Raw genomic sequence first — 22,477 nt, 5'->3', positions numbered from 1 at the left:
TTTTATGATATCCTTTGCTTGCCACACACCCTTTAAAACTCTAAATGGATCTGTAAAATTTTTAAGATCAAAATACCTTCTCAATTTTCCACTAGATATAGTATGGTATTTTATTTTTTCACCTAAAATTATATTCTTCTCAATCCCTTGTTGTGTTCCTATATATTGAATCTCGTAACCTAACTCTTTTAATTTAGGTATTAAAGCTACGTTTGGAGTTACATGTCCTGCTGTTCCACCACCAGTTAGAATAATTTTCTTCTTACTCAATTTATCTACCACCCTTATTCTTCACTCTTCATTCTTCATTCTTCACTAAATATTAATAACTATATTTTATATTATTCCAATATACCTGTCCAATGTTATATGTTTTTATATATTTAACATAGTTTTCATTATTATGTTCAATCTACTATGTTATGTATAATCTACTATCCGACCCTGTAATATGCTAATATATTTTAGATAAAAAAGGTTAATATAATAGTACACAATTAAAAAAGGAGGTATGAACCATGGCAAGTAGAAATAGAGTTTTAGTTCCAGAAGCTAGAGAAGGACTTAACAGATTTAAAATGGAAGCTGCAAGAGAAGTTGGTGTTAACTTAACAGAAGGCTATAATGGAGATCTTACTTCCAGACAAAATGGATCTGTTGGTGGACAGATGGTTAAAACAATGGTAGAAGCTTATCAGAAAAATTTAATAAAATAGTTTAGTAGCAAATATATTATGAAATATCTTTTTAGGCATATAGGTAAAAACCTATATGCCTAAATCTATTAATATATATCTGACATTTCTATAGTCAATAAATCATCAAAGCTTTCGTGAATGGTTACAAGCTGTTTTTCACTACTTTGTATACTGGAATATCTATCAAACTCCAGTATAAACTCCGAACCTTCATTCTTCTTACTATTAACTACTATATTTCCATCCATTTTTTCAACAAATTTCTTTACAACCGTTAGCCCTAATCCCAATCCCTCCGCGCTCCTAGTCAATCCATTGTCTAGTTGCAGATATCTATCAAATATATTATTTATTTGACTTTCTGCTATTCCCACTCCTTCATCTTTAATACAAACTCTAGATTTATCTTGCGTTAATACCAAATCTACATATATATTTTTATTTTCTGGTGTATATTTGATAGCGTTAGATAAGAGATTCAATAATATTCTTATATATTTTTCCTTATCCATTATTACATCATGCTCTTCTTTATTTGTATCAAAAATTATATTTATTCCTTTTTTTCTAGCGTAGTAATCTACGGAATTCACTACAAACTCACTTTCCATTACTATATCAAAATTTTCATTATTAATCTTCATCAATCCTGCCTCAGCAGATGAAATATCCATAACATTATTGGTTAGTTTCAATAGCCTACTACAATTTTGTCTAATTCTATCTAAGGTTCTATCAACGTTGTATGTAAATTCGTCTTTATATATATCATAGGCGAGTTGTAATGCAGAATAAATAATTGTTAAAGGGGTTCTAAGTTCATGGGATATAATTGTAAAGAATTCATCTTTTAACTTATTTACCTTCTCTAACTCTTTATTTATAGTTATTTCCTCAGTAATGTCAATTATATGTATATAAATTCTTTTATGGTTGTCCTTATACATAAAAGGAGTTATTTTGAATTTATAATATTTTTCTTCCCCTAGTGGTTTTTTTACATGATAAGGAGATATAATAACTTCCTTATCATAATTGCCTGAACAGAAAATTCCATTTATCAGTTCATTTTCTATAGATTTAGGAGAAATTTCATTAATTCCTTTTCCAATTATATCTTCCTCATTACAGTCTAACTCTAATGCTTCCTTTGCAAATTCAACACCTAAGTTATTTATAAGGCTTACCCTTAACTCTGGATAATCTACAACTATTACAGGTAAATTTAAATTGCTTAATACCTTTTCAATAAATTTCGACTGATTTTCAGCAAGTAATTTACTTACCCTCTCATCAGTTACATCTTTTATTGATATAACGGTATAGAGTAATTCTCCATCCCCTTTTAAAATTGGATTAGTGTTGATTTCAATATATTTAATTTTATTTGACTTTTTATCTTCTAGATTCAATATCAAATTTTTTATGGGCAATTTTTCTTCATAGAAACTGTGAAAGTAATTATACACATCTACAGTAGAATTATTACAGGAAATAGTATATTTTTTTATAATGTTCTGATAATCAAGTAATTCAATTTGCTTTAGCTCTAAAATATTGCAAGCAGATTTATTGCATAAATTAATTCTAAAGTTACTATCTACAACAAAAATACCTTCTGATATGTTATTTATTACATCCTTTAAATGCATTAAGTGTTGCTTTTCTCTCTCTCTTAAAATTTCTATGATATCACATTTTGTTTTAAATTCCATTGAAAGAGCTACATATTTTTCAATCTCTTCTTTGTTTTTTATTACATTTTTATAATAATCCGTTATATTTACAATAATGCAAATACCGCCTATTGCTTCATTATTTTTATATATTAAAAAACTAGAAGAAAGAATATACTCTTTTCCATAATCCTGTTGTACAGTCAAAACTTCTCCAATTATATTTTTCTTTTCTGTGATAGTTCTATTCACGGGATAGTCATCAAAAGAGACTTTTTTTCCATTATTATCATATAACTTAAATGCTTTTAATAGATCAAATATGTTTTTTATATCATTTTTATTGTGTGATGTAAGGGTTCTTATCCCCTCTTTATTCATATAATTTATATTTCCCTGTAAATCATATAAAAATGTGAAACATGGAAATGACTCAATTATATTTTCATAATCTAAATATCTTTCATCATAAACTTCATTGGCAAAAACTTGAACCGTGTCATCTACAATTGAAATATTTATATCTAATTTCTTTCCACAGGATAGCTTGTAACCTCTTAAATATTTTTCTTTCCCATTGTTTTTACAACAGTTAATTTTGTCTACAATTTCTTCCGTTAGTATTTTTTTAGCATAATTCCCCTCTAAACATTCCTGCGAATTCTTAAATATTTTTCTCATTTTATCGTTCATGTATTTTATTATTAGGTTGTTATATTCCAATACCATTGCACCAAATGGTACTTTATTCAAAAATGTATACATTATAAATCCCCCAGACTAATTGACACAAATATCATAATATAATATATATTATATTTATTACATATTACTTATACAAGACCTTTATTAAATATTTGGTAAATATACAAATAGTTGCAAGAAATTAATTGCTAAATCTATAATCAATTATTCTAAGCTGAGGAGTGATATATCCATTATATTCATTTATATATGGATAAAATATGAAATCCATTTTTAATCCTGAAGGATTGTTCATTATTCCCAAATGGCTATTTCCATATCTTCTTTTCAGTTCCTCTTCAAATTCTTGCCCCCTGCCAAAGCATAACCCATCTATTTTATTAAAACTTCCATCAATCCTAAGACAAAATTTAATAGTATTTCTATCCTTACCTAATATAAGTATCTTATCTATTAAAACACTTTTTTCCGCAAATATTGGAGAGCTATTACCTTTCCCAAAAGGCTCTAAAATCTGTAGTTTTTCCACCATAGGAATAGATATATTCTTTAAAAGCAGCCTTTTATCTATTGATATTTTAGGTATAAAATCCTCTGGAGCAAGATTACAATTTTCGTTTAATATTGTGTTTAGTTCTTCTATCTTTTCTTTTTGCAATGTAAGTCCTGCTGCCATTGGATGCCCTCCGAATCTATCTAATAATTCTTTGCATTTTAAAAGTTCTTCAAACATATTGTATCCTTCAATGGATCTACCTGAGCCCTTTACCCCATCTTTACCTTTAGTTAATATAATTGTAGGCATATTGTGCTTTTCCTTAATTCTTCCTGCCACTATCCCTGCAATACTTTCATGAACATTCTCTTCGTATAGTACGAGTACTTTTTTATTTTTATAGTCCCCCGACTCTATAATTCCTTCTATGCTTTTCACACTTTCCGCTGTTATATCTTGTCTTTCCGTATTTAGCTGATGTAATTTTTTCCCTAAATCCTCTGCTTTATATTCATCCTCTGTCAAAAGTAGTTCCACTGATAATTCAGCAGTTTCTAATCTTCCTGTGGCATTTATGCAAGGCCCTATTATAAATCCTATATGGTATGAAGTTAAATCTTTTCCTTCTAACCCAGTAACTTTAATCAAAGACTTAAGTCCTAAGTTATTTGTATTTTTTATAATAGGTAGTCCATTTTTTACAATTATTCTGTTTTCATCAATTAAATCTACTACGTCACATATAGTACCTATTGCAGCAAACTGCAAAAATGGATATACTTCTTTATCGTCTATGTTCATAGTTGAGTATAGTGCTTGGGCAAATTTAAACGCTATTCCTGCTCCACATAAAAGTTTAAAAGGATATGTACAATCTTCCCTTTTAGGGTTTATAACCGCATGAGCCTCAGGCAATATATACTCCCTTTTCCCTTCATTATCTTCTACAAAACTCAGTTCATGGTGGTCAGTAATCACCACTTCCATCCCTAATTCCACTGCTAGTTTAACTTGTTCTATGGCTGATATTCCATTATCACAACTTATTATTATTTCTACCCCATCTTCTTTTAATTTTTTTATTCTTTCTGTATTCATACCATAGCCTTCACTCTCTCTGTGAGGTATATGATAAGTAATATCTGCACCACATCTCTTTAATGCACTATAAAGGATTACTGTAGATGTTACTCCATCTGCATCATAATCTCCATATACAGCTATTTTTTTCCCTTTTTCTATTCCTCTTTTTATTATATCTACACCTTTGTCCATGTCTTTCATTAAAAATGGATCATATAATTCCTTTAATGAAGCATTAATAAATCTATCTATATCATAGGGTGTTTTTATTCCTCTGTTTATTAATATAGTTAAAACTATTTTATCTATATTTGTAATTTCATAAAGCTCATCTATATCTATACTGTTACACTTCAACATCCATCTACTCTTCAAGTTAATCACCTCTCACCTATTATATAACATTTTCCAATGAATTTGAAATACGTTATAGTATAAAAAATTAGCATTAATACGTTATGAATAAAATTATTGTTTGCATCAAAGTATAACTATGGGAGGCGATATTATGAAAGCTTATTTAAATAATCAATACGATAAATTAATCCATTATCTCATGGTTTACCCATGTAACTTTGAAATTATTGACCCTGGTAATCCTTACAAAGGTAAAATAAATTATCCTCTTATGTATTCACAATACAATAATTTTGTAAATACATTAATAAATAATGGAGTAAAGGTTCAATTTCTTGATATCATCGGTAGTCCCTCTCAAGTATTTGCAAGGGATATAGGTTTCGTGGTAAAAGATTTATTATTTATATCTAAAATGAAGAGTCCTGAAAGAGTACATGAGCCAAAACTTTTAATAGATTTTGCAAAAAAATATAACTTAAAAACTTACCAAATGAAAAACAATATAGAAGGTGGAGATGTAGTACTTCATGATGAAGTTATGTTTGTAGGCATGAGTAGAAGAAGTACTCTAGAAGCTTGTCATGAAGTGCAAGAAGTTTTGGATAAACATAATATTGATGTAAAAGTTATACCAATAAACTTTGATAATAAAAAGTTACATCTTGACTGCGTCTTTAATTCTATAGATAGAGATAATTGCATTTTATCAAGTTACGTTCATGATGTAGATAAACTACAACCTTATTTCAAAAAAATAATAAGCATAGAAGATAGAGACGCCGACCAACTCGCTTCAAACTTTGTATGCTTAGGAAATAAAACTATAGTTACTAGTAACAAAAGTATAAAAGATCTATTAAATAGAGAGGGATATAATGCCATATACTCCGATTATAGTGAAATAATCAAAGCAGGCGGTAGTTTTACATGCAGTACTCTACCTATTTTAAGAGAATAGTTTGTCTATTTAAAATTTGACTGATATTCTTTTAAAGGTTAAAATTATCTAAAATACTGTTATGAAAGGTTGTGTTACTTTGGATAAATTACTTTTTGGAATATCAGGTCTTCCTATAGGAGAGAGTTCATCAAAATTTACATATAAAAGTGGAATAGAATATTTAAAGAATACGGGTTTGGATTCTATGGAATTACCCTTTGTACGCTCTGTAAATATCACAGATAAAAACAAAGAAGAAGTACTTAAAAGCAAATTAAATAATGATTTTTATCTTTCAGCCCACGGTTCTTATTTTATTAATTTAAATGCAGTAGAAGAAGAAAAAATAGAAAAATCCTTAGAGAGAATAGTTAAAGGGGCTGAGGCATTAAAAAAAGTTGAAGGAAAAAGTCTCGTATTTCATCCTGGCTTTTACTTACAAAGCTCAAAGGAAGATACTTTTAACAAAATAAAGGAAAATCTTTTAAAACTTCCACACATGGGAGTAGATTATAGATTAGAAACCACAGGAAAGGGTACCCAATTCGGTTCCCTTGAAGAAATAGTTGCTTTATGCAAAGAAGTTGAAACCTGTAAGCCTTGTATAGATTTTTCTCATCTTCATGCTAGATATAACGGTGCTTTAAAAGATTATGATGATTTTGCAAAAATACTACAATATATTAAAGATGAATTGGGATACGAAGCCTTAGAGGATATGCATATACATATTTCAGGTATTAATTACGGTGAAAAAGGCGAAAAAAATCACCTCCCCTTATTAGAAAGTGATTTTAACTACACTGCTTGTATGGAAGCTTTTAAATCCTTCGATATAAAAGGCTGTATTGTTTGTGAAAGTCCAATATTAGAAAAGGATGCTCTTTTACTTAAGGAATATTACTTGTCTTTGTAGGAAATTACCACCTTTTCTTAAGGTGCTTAACTAGGTGTTTGTAAAATATAACTACAAAACACAAAAAAGCTAAAAAATCATTATAGTTTTAACAAATAAAAAATGCTATATAATGCTTCTTATGCTGTCTCGTTACAATAAGAACTTCTAAAATTTATTTTATAAAAATTCCTAATGCTGACAAACTCCCTTTGGTCAAACATGTACAGCATCTTAACGGTATTCTTCTAAAATAAATTAAGAATTTCTAGATTTTGCTCAAATGCATATATCACATTACATAGCATTTTTAAAGTCTTATAAAAGAAGTATTCACAATATGCATAATAATCAATATTTGAAAATACATTTGTAAAATATAAAGGAACTGAGGTATATAGTGGGAGGAGCGCCTTTTTTCGAAGCGACGTCACTATGTATCTCAGTTCCTTATTTGTGATGACCGATTATATTTACGAAAAATTACGATATGAAATAATTTGCTATAATTTAGCTTTGAGAATATATTTTGAAAACATAAAAGAGCTAAGTGTGTAGTGAAATAGCGACTTTTTTCGGAGCGGCTTCACTACATACTTAGCTCTCTGTTTGGTAAACTAAATTATCTTTGTAGAAAATTATAATTAGGAAATCAATTTGATATAGTCAGTTTTGTGTTGCAATTTTTTTAAATCAAAACCTGTACTATTAACTTGTAAACAACTGTATTAAATTTTCAGAAGCTTCCTTTATATCTTTTCTATGTAAAACGGCTGATATTACAGCTATTCCATCTATTCCTTTGCCTTTAAGCTCAGCTACATTATTTTCATTAATTCCACCGATAGCTACTATAGGTATAGATACTTCCCCTCTTATTTTATCTAATTCTTCAAAGGATACATTTTTAGCATCTTTTTTTGTATTTGTTCCAAACATAGCTCCTACTCCTAAGTAATCTGCTCCATCTCTTTCTGCTTTTTTTGCTTCTTCTAAGGTTCTAGCAGATACCCCAAGAATTTTTTCTTCTCCAATTATTTTTCTTACAATTGAAGCTTCCATGTCACTTTGTCCAACATGGACTCCGGAAGCATCTACTGCCAAAGCTATGTCTAATCTGTCATTTATTATTAATGGTACGTTATATTGGTCTGTTATTTTTTTTACCTTTGATGTTATTTCATAAAATTCCCTAGTACTTATATCTTTCTCCCTAAGCTGTACTAATGTAGCGCCACCTAAAATACCCTCCTCTACTGCCTTTTCTAAGCTTATATCTAGTAACATATCTCTATCTGTTACTAGATACATTGTATAATCTATCCTATCCTTCATAATTAATCTTGCTCCTTTCTATAATAATTTTGCTATCTAATTTACTTATGTTATCTATTAAAGCTACCCTAAAGGAACTAGTTCCTAAATTCTTAGTGCTTTCATGGGCTATTTCTCCTGCTATGCCCATAGATAATATTCCTCCTAATGTTCCTAAGAAATAGTCCTTATTGGCACCACAAAAACATCCTATAAGTGAAGTACACATACAACCAGTACCAGTAACCTTTGATAAAGTCTTGTGTCCATTAGCTACAAAGTAAGTTTGGTTTTGGAAACTGATAGAGTCAATTTCTCCTGTTATAGCTATTACTGCACCTAATTCTTTTGATAGAGTTTCTCCTAGTTTCTTTTTTTCTTTAATAATTAAAGCTTTTTCTTCTGTTACCTCTTCTGCATCTACACCTTTTGTATTAGCTCTTATACCGGCTATATTTTTGATTTCAGAAATATTTCCTCTTATTACTGAAAATTCTATTTCTTCAATAAGCTTTTTAGCAATTTCTGTTCTATATGCTGTAGCTCCAACTCCAACAGGATCTAAAATTACTGGAATATTCAATTTGTTGGCTTTTTTTCCCGCTAATATCATTGAGTTTACGGTCCTGCTATTTAAAGTTCCAATGTTTATCACCAATGCTGAGGCAATGGCTACCATATCCTCTACCTCTTTTTCATCATCTGCCATAACTGGAGACCCTCCAAGAGCAAGGACAATATTAGCACAATCATTTACTGTTACATAATTAGTGATATGGTGTACTAGTGGTGTTTTGTTTTTAACTTCTGTTAATGCTTCTCCAACTTTATTTAAAATATTCATTTAAACTAACCCTGCCTTTTTATAAAGTGTATAAAAATGATTTGTTGGTCCTACTCCTTTGCCTATATCTAGCGAGTACTCTATAGCTATAGTTATATATTCTTTAGATTTTTTAATTGCTTCCTCCATAGAATATCCTAAAGCTAAATTTGAAGCTATAGATGAAGATAATGTACATCCAGTTCCATGAGTGTTTTTAGTATTAATTTTTTTACCCTCAAAGGATTTAATTTTCTCACCATCATATAGTATATCTACAGCATCCCCTTCTAGATGTCCTCCCTTTATTAATACATATTTAGGACCTATTTTACATATGAATTTAGCGACCTTTTCCATATCTTCACTATTTTCTATTTTATCTATGTTTAATCTATCCTGTTCTGGTAATATCTCATTATAGGTTTTAACTATTACCTCAGCTTCTGGCAAGTTAGGTGTTACTACTGTAGCTAGTGGAAGCAACTTAGTAACTAATGCCATTTTTGATTCTGGCTTTAAAAGATCATATCCACTTTTAGATATCATAACTGGATCTAGCACTATATTTTTAGGCCTATATTCTTTTAATTTTTCACTTATTATTTCAATAGTATCTATTAGGGATACCATGCCTATTTTTAAAGCATCTACTTCAATATCATCAAAAATAGCATCAATCTGTGCTCCTATTATATCCTTATCTATATCTTGCACTGCAAAAACACCTTGAGTATTTTGCGCCGTTATTGCAGTTATAACGCTCATTCCAAAAACCCCATGAGCTGACATAGTTTTTAAATCAGCTTGGATTCCAGCTCCACCAGAGCTATCTGAACCAGCTATTGTTAATACTTTTTTCATCCTTTTTACACCTCTTCTAAAATAAACTTATAAAATAAAAAAAGATACAAACCATCGTAAAGTTTGTACCTTAAATTGCACCATAATACAATTCAACTCCCTACGCTGGCATTAACCAGATCAGGTTTAAGGGTCAAAGAATTTCGTTCTTACTCTCAGCTAGCAAAACTAGCCCCCCTGCGACTGTGGATTTATTAAATTTTATTGCATAATATAATATTAATATATAAATTTAACCAGGTCAAGGATATTAAGTTAATATTTGTATCGTTGGATTATTAAACACTTTACAAACTACTTTATATATAAAATCTCCATCCATATTATTAGTATTTTCAACTTCCTCAAAAATTTTATTATGTGACCCATACATCAATTGATAACAGGTTAAATCCTTTGCTAGTTGAATTGATTTTTCAAGTCTTAATTCTCTTTTTAATTTGATACTTTTAAAGGCATCTCTTATTTCCTCTTTAGTAAATAAATCATTGCTATTTTTAATTTCTTCAATGGAGCTATTGATTATCTCTATAGCTTTATCAACTTTATCTTTGGAAGTACCTAAGTGAATTGAAAATAATTTTATTCCTCGCTCATTTTTAATAGAGCTGCCTACCTCATAGGCAAGAGCATTTTTAGTCCTTATGTTATTGTACAAAATACTGCTGGTGCCTACGCCAAAAAAATGATTAAATATTTCTAAAGCTTTAATTTCTTCATCATTTAAGTGGTGAAGGGTATAGGTAAACATAATTTTAGCTCCATTAATATCTTCTTTCACCTTTGAAAACAACCCTGAATTATTTTCTTCGTATAATTTTATGTGGTTTGTTTTTTCAATATTAATCATATCTTCTTTTCTAAAATCTTTAAACAATCTAGAAACTACTCCTATAACTTCATCACAGTCTAAAGAGGTAACAACAGTTATAACCATATTATCCGGTCTATAGAATTCATTGTAAAATTTTTTAACATGTTCTAAGGTAATTGATGATAGGCTGTTTTCAGTGCCTATGATTAAATTTTTTATTCTCCTAGTATTGAAAGCATTATATAATAATTCATCTTCACAAAACTGGTAAATATCATCTTTCCATTCTTTCAGTTCCTCTTTTATTATAGCTATTTCTTCATTGAATCCCTTTATGGGAAAATTTGGGTTTATCAATATATCTGAAAATAACTCTAATCCAACTTCAAAATCTTCAGATAGGCTTGTTCCATAGTATACCGCATAAGGATAGTTCGTCATGGCGTTTTGAAAACCAAATATTTTGTCACAGAGCCTATTAATCTCATCTTCACTTCTATGTTTGGTTTCTTTAAACACCATATGCTCTACTGCATGAGCTATACCTAAAGGATATCCTTCTTCTTCTAAAGCTCCAGCATTAAAACCAATACAAAAGGATGTTATATCTCCTTTTACAGGCTTATATATTAATTTTATACCATTTTCCAGTGTAATAATCTTCATATTTATCCCCTTTTGTTGCTTGCCAAAAGCATATCTTCTTTTAAATTGTCTACCTCTTTTGTCGTTGCAAAATTTTCCAATATTCTGAAAGAGAAGTCTATAGCTGTTGAGGGACCTCTGCTAGTTATTATGTTATCCCATTGTACAACTTTTTCTGTTAAGTATATACTTTCATTAAATTCACCTTCAAAGGATGGATAAGATGTTATTTCCTTTCCTTTTAATATATCTGCCTCTTGTAAGATAATTGGTGCAGCACAAATTGCAGCTATTATTTTTCCTTCTCTATCATATTTCTTTATTAATTCAATAACTCTATAATCATCTTTAAGATTTGAAGCTCCAGGCATTCCCCCCGGAAGTACTACTCCATCATAAGTGTCTATTTTTATATAATCAAATTTAACATCACATTTTACATATATATTATGTGTTCCTCTTACCATATCTTCTTCATCCATGGAGCAAAGATGACATATCATTCCACCTCTTCTTAATACATCTGCTACTGTCAAAGCCTCTATTTCTTCAAATCCATCAGCCAATAAAAGCAATACCCTTTTCATAACTTGTCCTCTCCTTTCATTCATGAAATAAAAAAGTCACTTAAAACAATTATGTAAGAATATTTTAACAATGTCAATTATTATTGTAATTTTGCATCAATATGGTATAATATCATGGTAAACTACTCAACATTAAGGAGTGATTTGATGAATCAAGTTGGATATGTTACGTCAATTAAAGAAGATAAAGTTAACGTTATGTTTAAAAGAATGTCTGGATGTGGAGATAATTGTTCTACTTGTTCTGGCCACTGTGAATCTCCTCCATTAATTTTAGATATGGACAACGCAATCTCAGCAAAACCTGGGGACGTTGTAGAAGTTACTATGAGAGACGATACTTTTTTTAAACTTACCTTTTTTGCTTATGCTCTTCCTTTAATGTTGATGCTTTTAGGAATCGCTGTAGGTTATTTTTTAACTAAAAATGAACTGGTATCAGCTTTTTCAGGCTTAGGTTTTTTAGCAGTATCCTATGGAATATTAAGAATTGTTAATAATAAACATAAGAAAGAACATAAAGAAGCTGTTTCAATGGTTAGAATTATTTCACAAGAGGAATTAAAGCAGGCAGGATGGGAAGTTTAATATTAATTTAAAGTTAAAAATTAAGAATACAGGTGCAAAAGGACTGTTAGTAAACACAATTTAAAAACAGTCCTTTTTATTCATTTACTCTTAACTTTTAATTCTAAACTATTAACTCTAAATTATTTAGCCCATCCCATTGATCTTCTAACCGCTTCTCTCCATCCTTCTACTAAGTCTCTGCTCTTATCTGCATCCATTGCGGATTCAAAGGTTCTTGAAATAGCCCAGTTTTGAGATACATCATCTTTATCCTTCCAATATCCTACTGCCAGTCCTGCAAGATATGCAGCGCCTAATGCTGTGGTTTCAATAACTTCAGGTCTTTCAACTGGAACACCTAAAACATCTGACTGGAACTGCATTAAGAAGTTATTAGCACAAGCACCTCCGTCTACCTTTAAAGCTTTAAGTTCGATTCCTGAATCCTCTTCCATAGCAGCCAATACGTCATATGTCTGATAAGCCATTGATTCAAGTGCCGCTCTTATTAAGTGTTCTTTTTTAGCTCCTCTTGTAAGTCCTACTATAGTTCCTCTTGCATATGCGTCCCAATATGGCGCTCCCATACCAACGAAAGCTGGTACTAAGTATACTCCATTTGTATCTTCAACAGTAGCTGCATATTTTTCTGAATCTGCAGAGCTTTCAAGCATCTTTAATTCATCTCTTAACCATTGAATAACCGCTCCACCTATGAATATACTTCCTTCTAAAGCATATTCAACCTTTCCATCTATTCCAACAGCTATAGTTGTAAGTAGTCCATTCTTAGATTCTACAGCTTTTTCTCCAGTATTCATAAGTAAGAAACATCCTGTACCATAGGTATTTTTTGCTGTTCCTTCTTGGAAACAAGTTTGTCCAAATAAGGCTGCCTGCTGATCTCCTGCATCTCCTGCTATTGGAATCGGCTCACCAAATAATGCTGAATTGGTTTCTCCATATACGCAACTTGAAGGCTTAACTTCTGGTAACATTGATGCTGGTATGTTCAATTCCTCTAATAATTCTTCATCCCATTTTAAATCATGTATATTATAAATCATAGTTCTTGATGCATTTGTATAATCAGTTACGTGAGTCTTGCCTTTAGTTAAATTCCAAATTAGCCAAGTGTCAACATTACCAAATAATAAATTACCCTTTTCCGCTTCTTCTCTAGCACCTGGTACATTATCTAATATCCATTTAATTTTTGTTCCTGAGAAATATGCGTCTACAACCAGACCGGTTTTCTTTCTTATATCTTCCTCTAATCCTTTAGCCTTTAATTCATCGCAGATTGGCGCAGTTCTTCTACACTGCCATACTATTGCATTGTATACAGGAATTCCAGTTCTCTTATCCCAAACTACTGTGGTTTCCCTTTGATTTGTTATTCCTATAGCTGCTATATCCTTTGCCTCTAAATTAGATTTAGCCATAGCTTCTGCTGCAACACTGAATTGAGTAGCCCATATTTCCATTGGATCATGCTCAACCCAACCACCTTTAGGATATATCTGAGTAAATTCTTTTTGTGCTACACTTACTATCAATCCCTTTTCATTAAATATTATACATCTTGAACTAGTTGTTCCTTGATCTAGCGCCATTATAAATCTTGACATTCTAAATACCCCCATTTTTTATATTTGCTTATATTTGTTTATTATGCTAAATATAAAGAGAACCATAGTTAAGAAAGCGCTCAGGCTTAATTAATATGGCTCTCTTATTCTCCGCCCTATTAAATAATATTCACTTGATACTCTATAAATTCCATAATTTTTTACAATTTGTAGAAATAGCTATAGCGCCAGCTGCCAATGAATCCATCGCCTCTCTTTTAGTCTTTATAAGTCCCCCTGCTATAATAGGCATATCTATTTCTTTTTCCATACTTTCAATTATATTTGAAGCAATCCCTGGCATAACTTCCACTGCATTAGGTGAAGCTTCATGAATGCTTTTTATGCCCTTTTCTAAAAACAATGAATCTATTAAAAAAACCCTTTGAATACTGTATAATCCTAATTGCTTTGCATACTTTATATTGCTTATTTTAGTAGTTATTATTCCTCTAGGGTTAGCATTTTCTTTTATGAATTCAATTCCTGAAAAATCTCCTTTTAAGCCCTCTATCATATCTAAGTGTACAAAAGGGAACTTTTTATTTTCCTCTAATTTTTTGCATATGGAGGATATATTAATTATATTCCCATAGAGAATGAAAACTATTAAAGCTTTACTTTTTATGACCTCTTCTAAATCATCTTCATTTCTTAATGCTGCAATTATAGGATTTTCTATAAGTAATTCTTTAATATCGCTCATACTCATTCTCCTTTACGCTTTTTTACCAAGCTTCATTTCCTCTAATTGCTCCTTAACTTCTCCAATATTTTTCCCTATGCTTATCTCAACAGCCCCTGTGATTGCACCTTCAACTAAAGGAGTGTCAACTATTTGAATTTTACCTCTTTTTTCTTCTTCCAAAAACTCTAATGCCATTTCAGCATTCATTAATGCACTACCTAAATCAAATAATATTATTACACCATCCTCTGAATATACTTCTTCTATAGCCTTTATTATAAGATCTATATCAGTACCGATTCTTCCATCCTTTGTTCCTGCCGCTACAGATATAGCTACTTCTGGAGCCATCTGAAGTGCTAACTCCTTAAGTCCCTCTCCTATTTTAAAACTATGTGATATTAACACCATACCTACCATAATAAACCCACCTCTAATTTTCTTTTGCTAAAAAGCTATAAATTTCATTTAACATTAAATAACAGGAAGTAGCCCCAGGATCCTGATGGCCTAAGCTTCTTTCCCCTAAATAGCTTGCCCTACCCTTAGTTGCAACTATTCCTTTTGTATACTCCACTCCTTTTAATGCTTCATCTCTCATGTTCTCTATTATAACCATATTATCTAGCTTTTTTTCTCTTCCATAAATTAAAGCTTCTAATGCAGGTTCTAATGAATCAAGGATTGTCTTTTCACCTCTTTTGCTCTTCCCTCTCATCTTAATACCTTCCGCTGCATTTCTTAATATATTTATAAAGTCTTCTATATCTATTTCTTCTTTATTGGCAGCAGCTGCTCCTTTCATAAAAGCAGTTCCATATAGTGGTCCTGCCGCTCCTCCCACATTTGATACCAAGGTTAGTCCAACTACTTTTAGCACATCTCCCACATTGTTTGCTTCAATTTTACTTAGTTTTTCTTTTACAGCCTTAAATCCCTTTGCCATATTGATTCCGTGATCTGCATCTCCTATGGCTGAATCTAATTCTGTTAAATACTCTATATTTTTTTCCATAACATCGCCAATATTATTTATAATCTGTATAACTTGTCCAACATTTATTGCCATAGTAATCCTCCTCTTATTTTAGTTAAGAGTGAAGAGTAAAGGATTTCATCCGTAACTCTTCATTCTTAACTCCTAACTTTCCACTAATTCTTAACTCTCAACTCTCAACTAAACTTATATCACTTTAAAAGCTGGAGTATCTGCTGGAGCATCTAATAATTCCTTTAGCTCCTCATCTAATTTTAGTAGAGTTATTGAACAACCAGCCATCTCCAATGAAGTCATATATTCACCTACAAAGGTTTTATATATCTTTATTTCCTTTTCCTTTAATATCTTATCTACTTTATTATTTACTATAAATAATTCCATTAACGGTGTAGATCCTAATCCATTAACCATGACTGCTACTTCATCGCATTTTTGTAATTTCATATCATCTAATATTTTAGAAACCAAATGTTCTGCTATCTCATCAGCAGATTTTAGTGTATCTCTATGAGTTCCAGGTTCTCCATGTATACCCATACCTATTTCCATTTCATTTTCTTCTAATGTGAAGGTAGGTTTTCCTGCTGCCGGTACAATACAAGGTGCTAATGCCATGCCCATACTCCTCACATTTTCTATTACCTTTTCACCAATCCTCTTTACCTCTCCTAGCTCTACACCCTTCTCTGCTAGAGCACCTGCTATCTTGTGTACAAAAATTGTGCCCGCAATTCCCCTTCTACCTGTAGTATAAGTGCTATTTTCCACAGCTACATCATCATTCACTACTACATAATCTACTTCTATTCCCTCTGCTTCAGCCATATCCTTTGCCATTTCAAAATTCATTATATCTCCACTATAATTTTTTACTATAAGTAAAACACCTTTATCTCCTGCTACAGCTTTAATCCCTTCATATACCTGATCTGGAGTTGGTGATGTAAATACAGCTCCTGCTACAGCTGCATCTAGCATCCCTGCTCCTACAAATCCACCGTGAGCTGGTTCATGTCCACTTCCACCACCACTTACCAATGCCACTTTATCTTTTATAGGAGAGTTTTTTCTTACTAAAATATTTCCTTCTTCTAGTTTTCTAACGTAATTTGGATAAGCTGCTACCATACCATCAAGCATTTCCTCAACAATATACTCCACATTGTTTATTAATTTTTTCATCCTTATTCCCCTTCCTAATTTATTATTATACTAAAATACAATATTAAATAATATAGCTCCTAATAATGCTCCTACTACTGGCGCAATTACTGGTATCCATGAATAATCCCAATCGGACTCTCCCTTTCCTTCTATAGGTAGTATAGCATGCATTATTCTAGGTCCTAAATCTCTAGCTGGGTTCATAGCATATCCAGTTGGTCCACCATAAGCTAGTCCAAGTGCCCAAATTAATAAACCAACTACTAAAGGTGATATTCCATCTGCTACTTTAGGTATTCCTATTCCTAATACACCAAAAACTAATATAAATGTAGCAATTACTTCAGTTAAGAAGTTAGCTGGCAAATTTCTTATAGCTGGTCCAGTACAGAATACAGATAATTTCCCTGCTTTGTCATTAGTCTCAGACCAGTGTGGTAAATAAGCAAGCCATACTAAAGTTGCTCCTATCATTGCACCTAATAATTGAGCGATAATATAACCTGGTACCTGAGACCAAGAGAATTTTCCAATAGCAGCTAACGCAATAGTTAAAGCTGGATTTAAATGAGCACCACTTATACCCCCAAAAATAAATGCAGGAATAGCAACACCAATAGCCCACGCAGTTGTAATAACTATCCAACCTGAATTTTGCGATTTACTTTTGTTTAAAACAACTCCAGCAACTACACCATCACCAAATAGTATTAGTATCATTGTACCTAATAATTCAGCCATAAAACTTGACATAATAAATCCCCCTATAAATATGATTAGGGATATATAACCGGTTATTTCCCTATAACTATTATATTCTAACTTTTACATATAATTCCTTTAAGTAGCTAGTAACACATTGAAATTTTATAAATATAATTTATATTAAATAACAAAAAATTAAAAGAAACGTCGAAAATGACGTTTCTTTTATATTATGACCAGGTCATATATTATTATGATTTTACAATGCTCTCATCTTTATTATCACAACAACTTCCCTTTTTATTTCCAGCAAGTATCATTGGTATCATAGAAATCATCATTAAAGGGCATATAAATGGTGCTATTCTTCCTAGTACACCAGCTACCCCTGGGCTAAATTTTGCTATAAGCGGTAAAAATCCTATAATAACTATAGGTAACCCACAACAAAGAATCATGTGTAACATATGCTTTAAAGGACTATGTTTGCGAACTCCTCTATTTTCTTTGTTATCTCCATGACATTTCACAACTACCCCTCCAATATTCTTTAATTTAAAAATAATTAACTCTAATTTCATTCTATATTATTTATATAAAGATTATATGAAGAAGCTTAAATTGTAATTTCTTTTTATCTTCATAATATCAACATATTTATTTAATATAATTTATTCATGTTGTTATGTCAGTTAATGTGAAGCTTTTTTTGCATTATTACTACATATTAGGGGGTAATTTATGATTATTAAAAAGGATAAAATTAAAGTGTTTGACATGACCTGTACATCTTGTGAAACCAGGGTTGAAGGAGCCATTAAAAAATTGGATGGTATATTAGATGTGAAAGTTAGTTACAGTGAACAATATGCTGAAGTGGTATATGATAGCGATTTATGTAACCTAGCTAAAATCAAAGCTGCTATAAATAGCGCAGGCTACGGTACACAAAGCTCTAACGACTATAAATTCATGGGAATTTTTATAATGGTAGCTGCTGTAGTATTACTTGGATTGAATACTAGCGGCTTTGATATGGAAGCAAAGCTTAGCAATGCTTCTTATCTTGTCCTCTTTGTTGTAGGAGTTCTTACTTCAATCCACTGCGTAGGTATGTGTGGTGGAATTATGCTATCTCAAAGCTTATCAAAGGAAAGCAAGACTAAATTTGAAGCTATAACACCTGCAATTTTATATAATTTAGGAAGAGTTATATCCTATACTATATTAGGTGGAATAATTGGTGCCCTCGGTTCAGTATTTTCACTTACAATTACTACAAAAGCAATCATGCAAATATTTGCTGGTGCATTCATGATTATCATGGGCTTTAATATGGCTGGATTCAGTTTATTTAGAAAGTTTCAGCTTAAGCTACCAAAAGCTGTATGTAAAACTAAAAATAAGTCTGGCTCCCCATTTATAGTTGGAATCTTAAATGGACTTATGCCTTGTGGTCCTCTTCAAACTATGCAGCTTTTTGCTTTAGGTACGGGTAGCGCTATAAAAGGAGCTCTATCTATGTTCGTGTTTTCTATAGGAACAGTACCTCTTATGTTAACCTTTGGTGCATTATCGGGACTTTTAAGTAAAGGTTATACTAAAAAAATACTTAAATTTAGTGGAGTTCTTATCATAGTTCTTGGTCTAATCATGGGAAATAGGGGCTTTGTACTTGCTGGTATAGATATCAATCCTCTAACTGCAATTACTAATCGCTCTAAAAGTTTTTTAAGTGGAAATTCAAGTGGCTCCTCTGCTGAAAATGTAGCTAAAGCTACTATAAAAGACGGGGTACAAATTATAAATATGACTGCCAGTAATAAAGGTTATACTCCCAATTCCTTTTACGTCCAAAAGGGGGTTCCCGTGAAATGGATAATTAATGGTGAGCAAATTAACTCTTGCAATAATGCTATTGTTGCACAATCATTGAATATTGAAAAGAAAATAAAAAGTGGTGAAAATATTATAGAATTTACTCCAGGAGATACAGATGTAAACTTTAGTTGCTGGATGGGAATGCTAAGAGGTGTAATAAAGGTTGTTGATAATCTCGAAGATGTTAATACATCAATACCTGATCCGTCCCTACCATCTCCAAGTACAGGCTCTAGCCACTGTGGACTTCCTCTAGATGATGATACTGAAGATTTTAGTAGTTCAAGCATTTACGGTAACGACTTATCCATAATTCCAACAGAAGCTTTAGTAAATAAGGCTGAAGTTTTAGAAGAATATCAAAGCGCAAAGTTTAGAGGAACTGGCTATGAGCTTCAACCTTTAATAGTAGTTACAGGCAATAGTACAAAAACTAAACTAACCTTTGATTTATCTGCTTTTGATAATGCTGAAGGAGAGTACATTATTGCTGATGCAACTACAGGAAATACGGTTGCTTCCTTTACCAGTAAGAAGGGTATAAATGAAATAGAATTTAATCCTAAAGAAGCTGGTGCTTATGCTATCCTAAAAGATGATGCCCTCTTAGGTATAATTGATGTAGTTGATGATTTAAATGGCACAGATATGCAAAATGTGCGAGACAAGTATTTAGAATAAATATTTTATCACAGGAAAACTAGGGGTTTACACTCCTAGTTTTTAAATTTCAGCATAATTCGTCCTAGACTATCTCTTTTCTTTTATCGAGTAAATCTACAAAGGCTTCAATTCTAGTTAGATATCCTGCTTCTCCAGTCATTTCATCTAATACTAGCTTAAGTATCGGTATGTTATGATTTTTTTCCACTATAGGCAAAATACTCTGAGCCACTATTTCTGGCATACAGGTAAAGGGAAGCAGATGAATTACTCCATCATAATTATTTTCACTATATAAAATTGTCTCTCCTACCGTATGTCTTGCATGGCCTCCAATTTCTAGATTAATATAAGGAGCTGCTGCTTTATGTATTTCCTTCTTTTTAGATTTTACAAAAGGCAGAAAATCAATTTGTTCTTTTAGGAATCTACCAGTAGTTACAGCCATATCTACTTCTACTCCCATATTTCCAAGCTTCTTTACTATATCACAATTGATAAAGGGCTCAACTACGGTATAAATTTCTCCAACAATTCCTATCCTCAAACATTCTTTATCCTTATCAATAGGAATGCTCTTTAGCTCATCTATATAGTTTTCAATAAGCTTAGAAGTTTCAGCACAGCCCTTTACTTTATAAATTTCTTTTTCAAATCTATCATATAAACGGTCTACAGAACCTTTATCGATTTCTCTAGGCCTTACTTTAAGTGCAAGTTCATCTAATGTTTCAATTTTATAAATTAGCTCAACGCCCTTTTTAAACATGGATATTAACTTAAAATAGCTAGCATTTCCCGAAACCTTCTTTAGCTGTTCTAAAAAAGTTTTTATTCTTTCTGGAGAGTTTAGTTGCTTTACACAAATTAATTCAATATCATAGCCTAAATCTTTTAATATAAGTTTATGTAAAGTGTTATAAAAACCAATTCTACAAGCATCACAGCCACCCCACATAAACAAAGTATCCGCTCCCATTTCAATACTTTCTATGTAATTACCTAAGGTTATTTTAAAAGGAACACATATTTGTTCTGGGGAATTTCTAGTGCCAATTTCTAATGTAGTTTTGCTGGACTTTGGAGGACAAATCACTTCTACTCCTAAATCCTCAAAAACTCCTTTTAAGCCTGCATATAAATTACCCATGTGCGGAAAGGTTATTTTCATAGTCATCCCTCCATTTAATCATATCAACAAAAGCTTCAATTCTTGTATCTACTCCTGCTTCGCCGCTGTGTTCATCTAATGTTAAGAGCATAAAAGGAATATCACTTTGATCCCTTGTAACCTTTTGGACAATATCTACCACAACAGAATCTATGCCACAGGCAAAGGTAGATATATATATGATCCCATCCACCTCTTTTGTATTTAAGGCATGTAGAGTGCTTCCTACAAGCTTTCTTGCAAAGGTCCAATAAAGCTCATCTTCAAAGGTATTAGCTTGCTCATTTATATCGCTCTCATCAATCATCTCAGGAGTAAGTATATTAATCCCTGCATCCTTTATTTTTTCTATAATCCCCATATTAAGATAAGTATCGTATAAATGATAAGGGTGCCCTAATATAAGAACGTTTTTCTTTTTATGTTTTAGATTTTCACGTATTTTTAATAGTTTTTTGTGGTTTTCATAGTTTATTAATGCTTTATGATAAGCCTTCATAATCTGCTTTTCATCGCTACAAAAATATTTTCCAATTTCTAAAATTATACTCTTTAAACTTCTTTTAGATTTCAAAAAATCTATCTCTGTGTCAATTATGGGTGGTAAATCTTTAAGAGAGTATTTTATCATTTCTGGAAGACCACAAAACTTAGGACATATAAATTCTCCATTTTCAATACTCTTTAATCTGGGAATAAATATGTAGTCAACCTTATTTTTTAAACTAAGTACATGTCCGTGAAATAATTTAACAGGAATACAAGCCTCATCTACAGCATTCCTAGTACCTTCATCTAAAATTTCTTTATTGGTAGGGTTTGATATAATTACCTCTACTCCTAATTCCTTAAAGAAACATACCCACAAGGGATAATACTCATAATATAACAGAGCCCTGGGAATACCTACTTTCTTTATCATAAATTACCTCCAAGTAAACAAAACTGTTTATATTATTAACATTAGCTTTATGTAATATACAAAGCTAATGCTTTTACTCTTCATTTTTACCTCTTAACCTTTAAATAAAAAAAGGCTCAAAGAGCCTTTTTTTTCTAAGCCTTATATACTTCTGTTGTAGTTCTTGCAACTATTTGAGCTGA

General features: G+C 31.3%; 22 protein-coding genes and 1 riboswitch. Of the genes, 5 read left to right on the top strand and 17 right to left on the bottom strand.

Translation table 11 applies throughout. The features are described from left to right. A partial coding sequence (locus tag RYO54_RS19310) for a glycosyltransferase (protein WP_315122321.1) occupies positions 1-270 on the bottom strand: 270 nt, incomplete at its 3' end. Positions 271-518: 248 nt separating this feature from the next. Between RYO54_RS19310 and RYO54_RS19305 the strand changes: the two genes are divergently transcribed. Further along, positions 519-716, top strand: coding sequence for an alpha/beta-type small acid-soluble spore protein (locus RYO54_RS19305; protein WP_315122320.1), 198 nt, complete (start codon positions 519-521; stop codon positions 714-716). 68 nt (positions 717-784) lie between these two features. Here RYO54_RS19305 and RYO54_RS19300 read toward each other — a convergent pair whose 3' ends face one another. Both RYO54_RS19300 and recJ read right to left on the bottom strand, forming a co-directional pair. Further along, positions 785-3,139 (bottom strand): ATP-binding protein, encoded by a 2,355-nt coding sequence (locus tag RYO54_RS19300; protein WP_315122319.1) that lies wholly within the window; start codon positions 3,137-3,139, stop codon positions 785-787. Between the two features lie 121 nt (positions 3,140-3,260). Continuing rightward, entirely contained in the window at positions 3,261-5,033 is a 1,773-nt protein-coding gene (gene recJ, locus RYO54_RS19295; protein ID WP_315122317.1) for a single-stranded-DNA-specific exonuclease RecJ, read from the bottom strand. A 133-nt stretch (positions 5,034-5,166) separates the two neighbouring features. On the opposite strand from recJ, the gene RYO54_RS19290 reads away from it, so the two are divergent. Together RYO54_RS19290 and RYO54_RS19285 are read left to right on the top strand one after the other, a co-directional pair. Further along, on the top strand, positions 5,167-5,976 hold the full coding sequence (locus tag RYO54_RS19290) for an arginine deiminase family protein (RefSeq protein WP_315122315.1): 810 nt from the start codon (positions 5,167-5,169) through the stop codon (positions 5,974-5,976). Between the two features lie 79 nt (positions 5,977-6,055). Next, positions 6,056-6,874: a TIM barrel protein gene (locus RYO54_RS19285; RefSeq protein WP_315122322.1), complete on the top strand. Its 819-nt coding sequence runs from the start codon at positions 6,056-6,058 to the stop codon at positions 6,872-6,874. Positions 6,875-7,561: 687 nt separating this feature from the next. Here the strand turns inward: RYO54_RS19285 and thiE are convergent. The 5 genes from thiE to RYO54_RS19260 form a co-directional block, all read right to left on the bottom strand. Continuing rightward, entirely contained in the window at positions 7,562-8,188 is a 627-nt protein-coding gene (thiE, locus tag RYO54_RS19280; RefSeq protein WP_315122313.1) for a thiamine phosphate synthase, read from the bottom strand. Next, positions 8,178-9,011, bottom strand: a complete 834-nt coding sequence (gene thiM / locus RYO54_RS19275) for a hydroxyethylthiazole kinase (protein ID WP_315122311.1) — start codon at positions 9,009-9,011, stop codon at positions 8,178-8,180. Before thiM ends, thiE begins: the two co-directional genes overlap by 11 nt. Then, positions 9,012-9,854 carry a bifunctional hydroxymethylpyrimidine kinase/phosphomethylpyrimidine kinase gene (thiD, locus tag RYO54_RS19270; RefSeq protein ID WP_315122309.1) on the bottom strand — a complete coding sequence of 281 codons (843 nt, stop codon included), beginning with the start codon at positions 9,852-9,854 and terminating at the stop codon, positions 9,012-9,014. It lies immediately after the preceding gene. Between the two features lie 79 nt (positions 9,855-9,933). Then, a riboswitch (TPP riboswitch) is annotated at positions 9,934-10,043 on the bottom strand. Between the two features lie 61 nt (positions 10,044-10,104). Next, a complete protein-coding gene (locus tag RYO54_RS19265; RefSeq protein ID WP_315122307.1) occupies positions 10,105-11,334 on the bottom strand; it encodes a pitrilysin family protein in 1,230 nt (409 codons plus the stop codon). Positions 11,335-11,336: 2 nt separating this feature from the next. After that, positions 11,337-11,900, bottom strand: coding sequence for a DJ-1 family glyoxalase III (locus tag RYO54_RS19260; protein ID WP_315122306.1), 564 nt, complete (start codon positions 11,898-11,900; stop codon positions 11,337-11,339). 147 nt (positions 11,901-12,047) lie between these two features. Here RYO54_RS19260 and RYO54_RS19255 point away from each other — a divergent pair, with 147 nt between their 5' ends. Continuing rightward, positions 12,048-12,488 carry a SoxR reducing system RseC family protein gene (locus RYO54_RS19255; protein ID WP_315122304.1) on the top strand — a complete coding sequence of 147 codons (441 nt, stop codon included), beginning with the start codon at positions 12,048-12,050 and terminating at the stop codon, positions 12,486-12,488. A gap of 122 nt (positions 12,489-12,610) precedes the next feature. Here the strand turns inward: RYO54_RS19255 and glpK are convergent, their stop codons facing one another. The 7 genes from glpK to RYO54_RS19220 form a co-directional block, all read right to left on the bottom strand. Continuing rightward, positions 12,611-14,101, bottom strand: a complete 1,491-nt coding sequence (gene glpK, locus RYO54_RS19250; protein ID WP_315122303.1) for a glycerol kinase GlpK — start codon at positions 14,099-14,101, stop codon at positions 12,611-12,613. Between the two features lie 142 nt (positions 14,102-14,243). Then, entirely contained in the window at positions 14,244-14,807 is a 564-nt protein-coding gene (locus RYO54_RS19245) for a glycerol-3-phosphate responsive antiterminator (RefSeq protein WP_315122302.1), read from the bottom strand. A gap of 12 nt (positions 14,808-14,819) precedes the next feature. Next, positions 14,820-15,209: a dihydroxyacetone kinase phosphoryl donor subunit DhaM gene (dhaM, locus tag RYO54_RS19240; RefSeq protein WP_315122300.1), complete on the bottom strand. Its 390-nt coding sequence runs from the start codon at positions 15,207-15,209 to the stop codon at positions 14,820-14,822. Between the two features lie 13 nt (positions 15,210-15,222). Continuing rightward, entirely contained in the window at positions 15,223-15,858 is a 636-nt protein-coding gene (gene dhaL / locus RYO54_RS19235; RefSeq protein WP_315122298.1) for a dihydroxyacetone kinase subunit DhaL, read from the bottom strand. Positions 15,859-15,972: 114 nt separating this feature from the next. Then, the gene (gene dhaK, locus RYO54_RS19230; protein WP_315122296.1) at positions 15,973-16,971 is read right to left on the bottom strand and encodes a dihydroxyacetone kinase subunit DhaK; all 999 of its coding nucleotides are present in this window, start codon (positions 16,969-16,971) and stop codon (positions 15,973-15,975) included. A 30-nt stretch (positions 16,972-17,001) separates the two neighbouring features. After that, entirely contained in the window at positions 17,002-17,706 is a 705-nt protein-coding gene (locus RYO54_RS19225; RefSeq protein WP_315122294.1) for an MIP/aquaporin family protein, read from the bottom strand. Between the two features lie 203 nt (positions 17,707-17,909). Beyond that, complete coding sequence (locus RYO54_RS19220; RefSeq protein WP_315122292.1) at positions 17,910-18,188, bottom strand: hypothetical protein; 279 nt, start codon at positions 18,186-18,188, stop codon at positions 17,910-17,912. A 211-nt stretch (positions 18,189-18,399) separates the two neighbouring features. Between RYO54_RS19220 and RYO54_RS19215 the strand changes: the two genes are divergently transcribed. Beyond that, positions 18,400-20,220, top strand: coding sequence for a sulfite exporter TauE/SafE family protein (locus RYO54_RS19215; RefSeq protein ID WP_315122290.1), 1,821 nt, complete (start codon positions 18,400-18,402; stop codon positions 20,218-20,220). A 64-nt stretch (positions 20,221-20,284) separates the two neighbouring features. Here RYO54_RS19215 and RYO54_RS19210 read toward each other — a convergent pair whose 3' ends face one another. Together RYO54_RS19210 and RYO54_RS19205 are read right to left on the bottom strand one after the other, a co-directional pair. Next, positions 20,285-21,373, bottom strand: coding sequence for an acyl-CoA dehydratase activase-related protein (locus tag RYO54_RS19210; protein ID WP_315122288.1), 1,089 nt, complete (start codon positions 21,371-21,373; stop codon positions 20,285-20,287). Then, a complete protein-coding gene (locus tag RYO54_RS19205) occupies positions 21,345-22,295 on the bottom strand; it encodes an acyl-CoA dehydratase activase-related protein (RefSeq protein WP_315122286.1) in 951 nt (316 codons plus the stop codon). Before RYO54_RS19205 ends, RYO54_RS19210 begins: the two co-directional genes overlap by 29 nt. Positions 22,296-22,477 lie beyond the last annotated feature (182 nt).

The organism is uncultured Clostridium sp. (assembly GCF_963515715.1).
In the GTDB taxonomy this organism is placed as follows: domain Bacteria; phylum Bacillota; class Clostridia; order Clostridiales; family Clostridiaceae; genus Clostridium_AW.
This window is presented reverse-complemented; position numbering and strand designations above follow the sequence as displayed.

Bases quoted from the DNA above. Each gene is read 5' to 3' on its own strand.
- RYO54_RS19265 (WP_315122307.1), bottom strand. From the start codon at position 11,334: ATGAAGATTATTACACTGGAAAATGGTATAAAATTAATATATAAGCCT.
- thiD (WP_315122309.1), bottom strand. From the start codon at position 9,854: ATGAAAAAAGTATTAACAATAGCTGGTTCAGATAGCTCTGGTGGAGCT.
- RYO54_RS19245 (WP_315122302.1), bottom strand. From the start codon at position 14,807: ATGAGCGATATTAAAGAATTACTTATAGAAAATCCTATAATTGCAGCA.
- RYO54_RS19290 (WP_315122315.1), top strand. From the start codon at position 5,167: ATGAAAGCTTATTTAAATAATCAATACGATAAATTAATCCATTATCTC.
- thiM (WP_315122311.1), bottom strand. From the start codon at position 9,011: ATGAATATTTTAAATAAAGTTGGAGAAGCATTAACAGAAGTTAAAAAC.
- RYO54_RS19300 (WP_315122319.1), bottom strand. From the start codon at position 3,139: ATGTATACATTTTTGAATAAAGTACCATTTGGTGCAATGGTATTGGAA.
- RYO54_RS19215 (WP_315122290.1), top strand. From the start codon at position 18,400: ATGATTATTAAAAAGGATAAAATTAAAGTGTTTGACATGACCTGTACA.
- RYO54_RS19205 (WP_315122286.1), bottom strand. From the start codon at position 22,295: ATGATAAAGAAAGTAGGTATTCCCAGGGCTCTGTTATATTATGAGTAT.
- RYO54_RS19305 (WP_315122320.1), top strand. From the start codon at position 519: ATGGCAAGTAGAAATAGAGTTTTAGTTCCAGAAGCTAGAGAAGGACTT.
- thiE (WP_315122313.1), bottom strand. From the start codon at position 8,188: ATGAAGGATAGGATAGATTATACAATGTATCTAGTAACAGATAGAGAT.
- RYO54_RS19255 (WP_315122304.1), top strand. From the start codon at position 12,048: ATGAATCAAGTTGGATATGTTACGTCAATTAAAGAAGATAAAGTTAAC.
- dhaK (WP_315122296.1), bottom strand. From the start codon at position 16,971: ATGAAAAAATTAATAAACAATGTGGAGTATATTGTTGAGGAAATGCTT.
- RYO54_RS19260 (WP_315122306.1), bottom strand. From the start codon at position 11,900: ATGAAAAGGGTATTGCTTTTATTGGCTGATGGATTTGAAGAAATAGAG.
- dhaL (WP_315122298.1), bottom strand. From the start codon at position 15,858: ATGGCAATAAATGTTGGACAAGTTATACAGATTATAAATAATATTGGC.
- RYO54_RS19210 (WP_315122288.1), bottom strand. From the start codon at position 21,373: ATGAAAATAACCTTTCCGCACATGGGTAATTTATATGCAGGCTTAAAA.
- dhaM (WP_315122300.1), bottom strand. From the start codon at position 15,209: ATGGTAGGTATGGTGTTAATATCACATAGTTTTAAAATAGGAGAGGGA.
- glpK (WP_315122303.1), bottom strand. From the start codon at position 14,101: ATGTCAAGATTTATAATGGCGCTAGATCAAGGAACAACTAGTTCAAGA.
- RYO54_RS19225 (WP_315122294.1), bottom strand. From the start codon at position 17,706: ATGTCAAGTTTTATGGCTGAATTATTAGGTACAATGATACTAATACTA.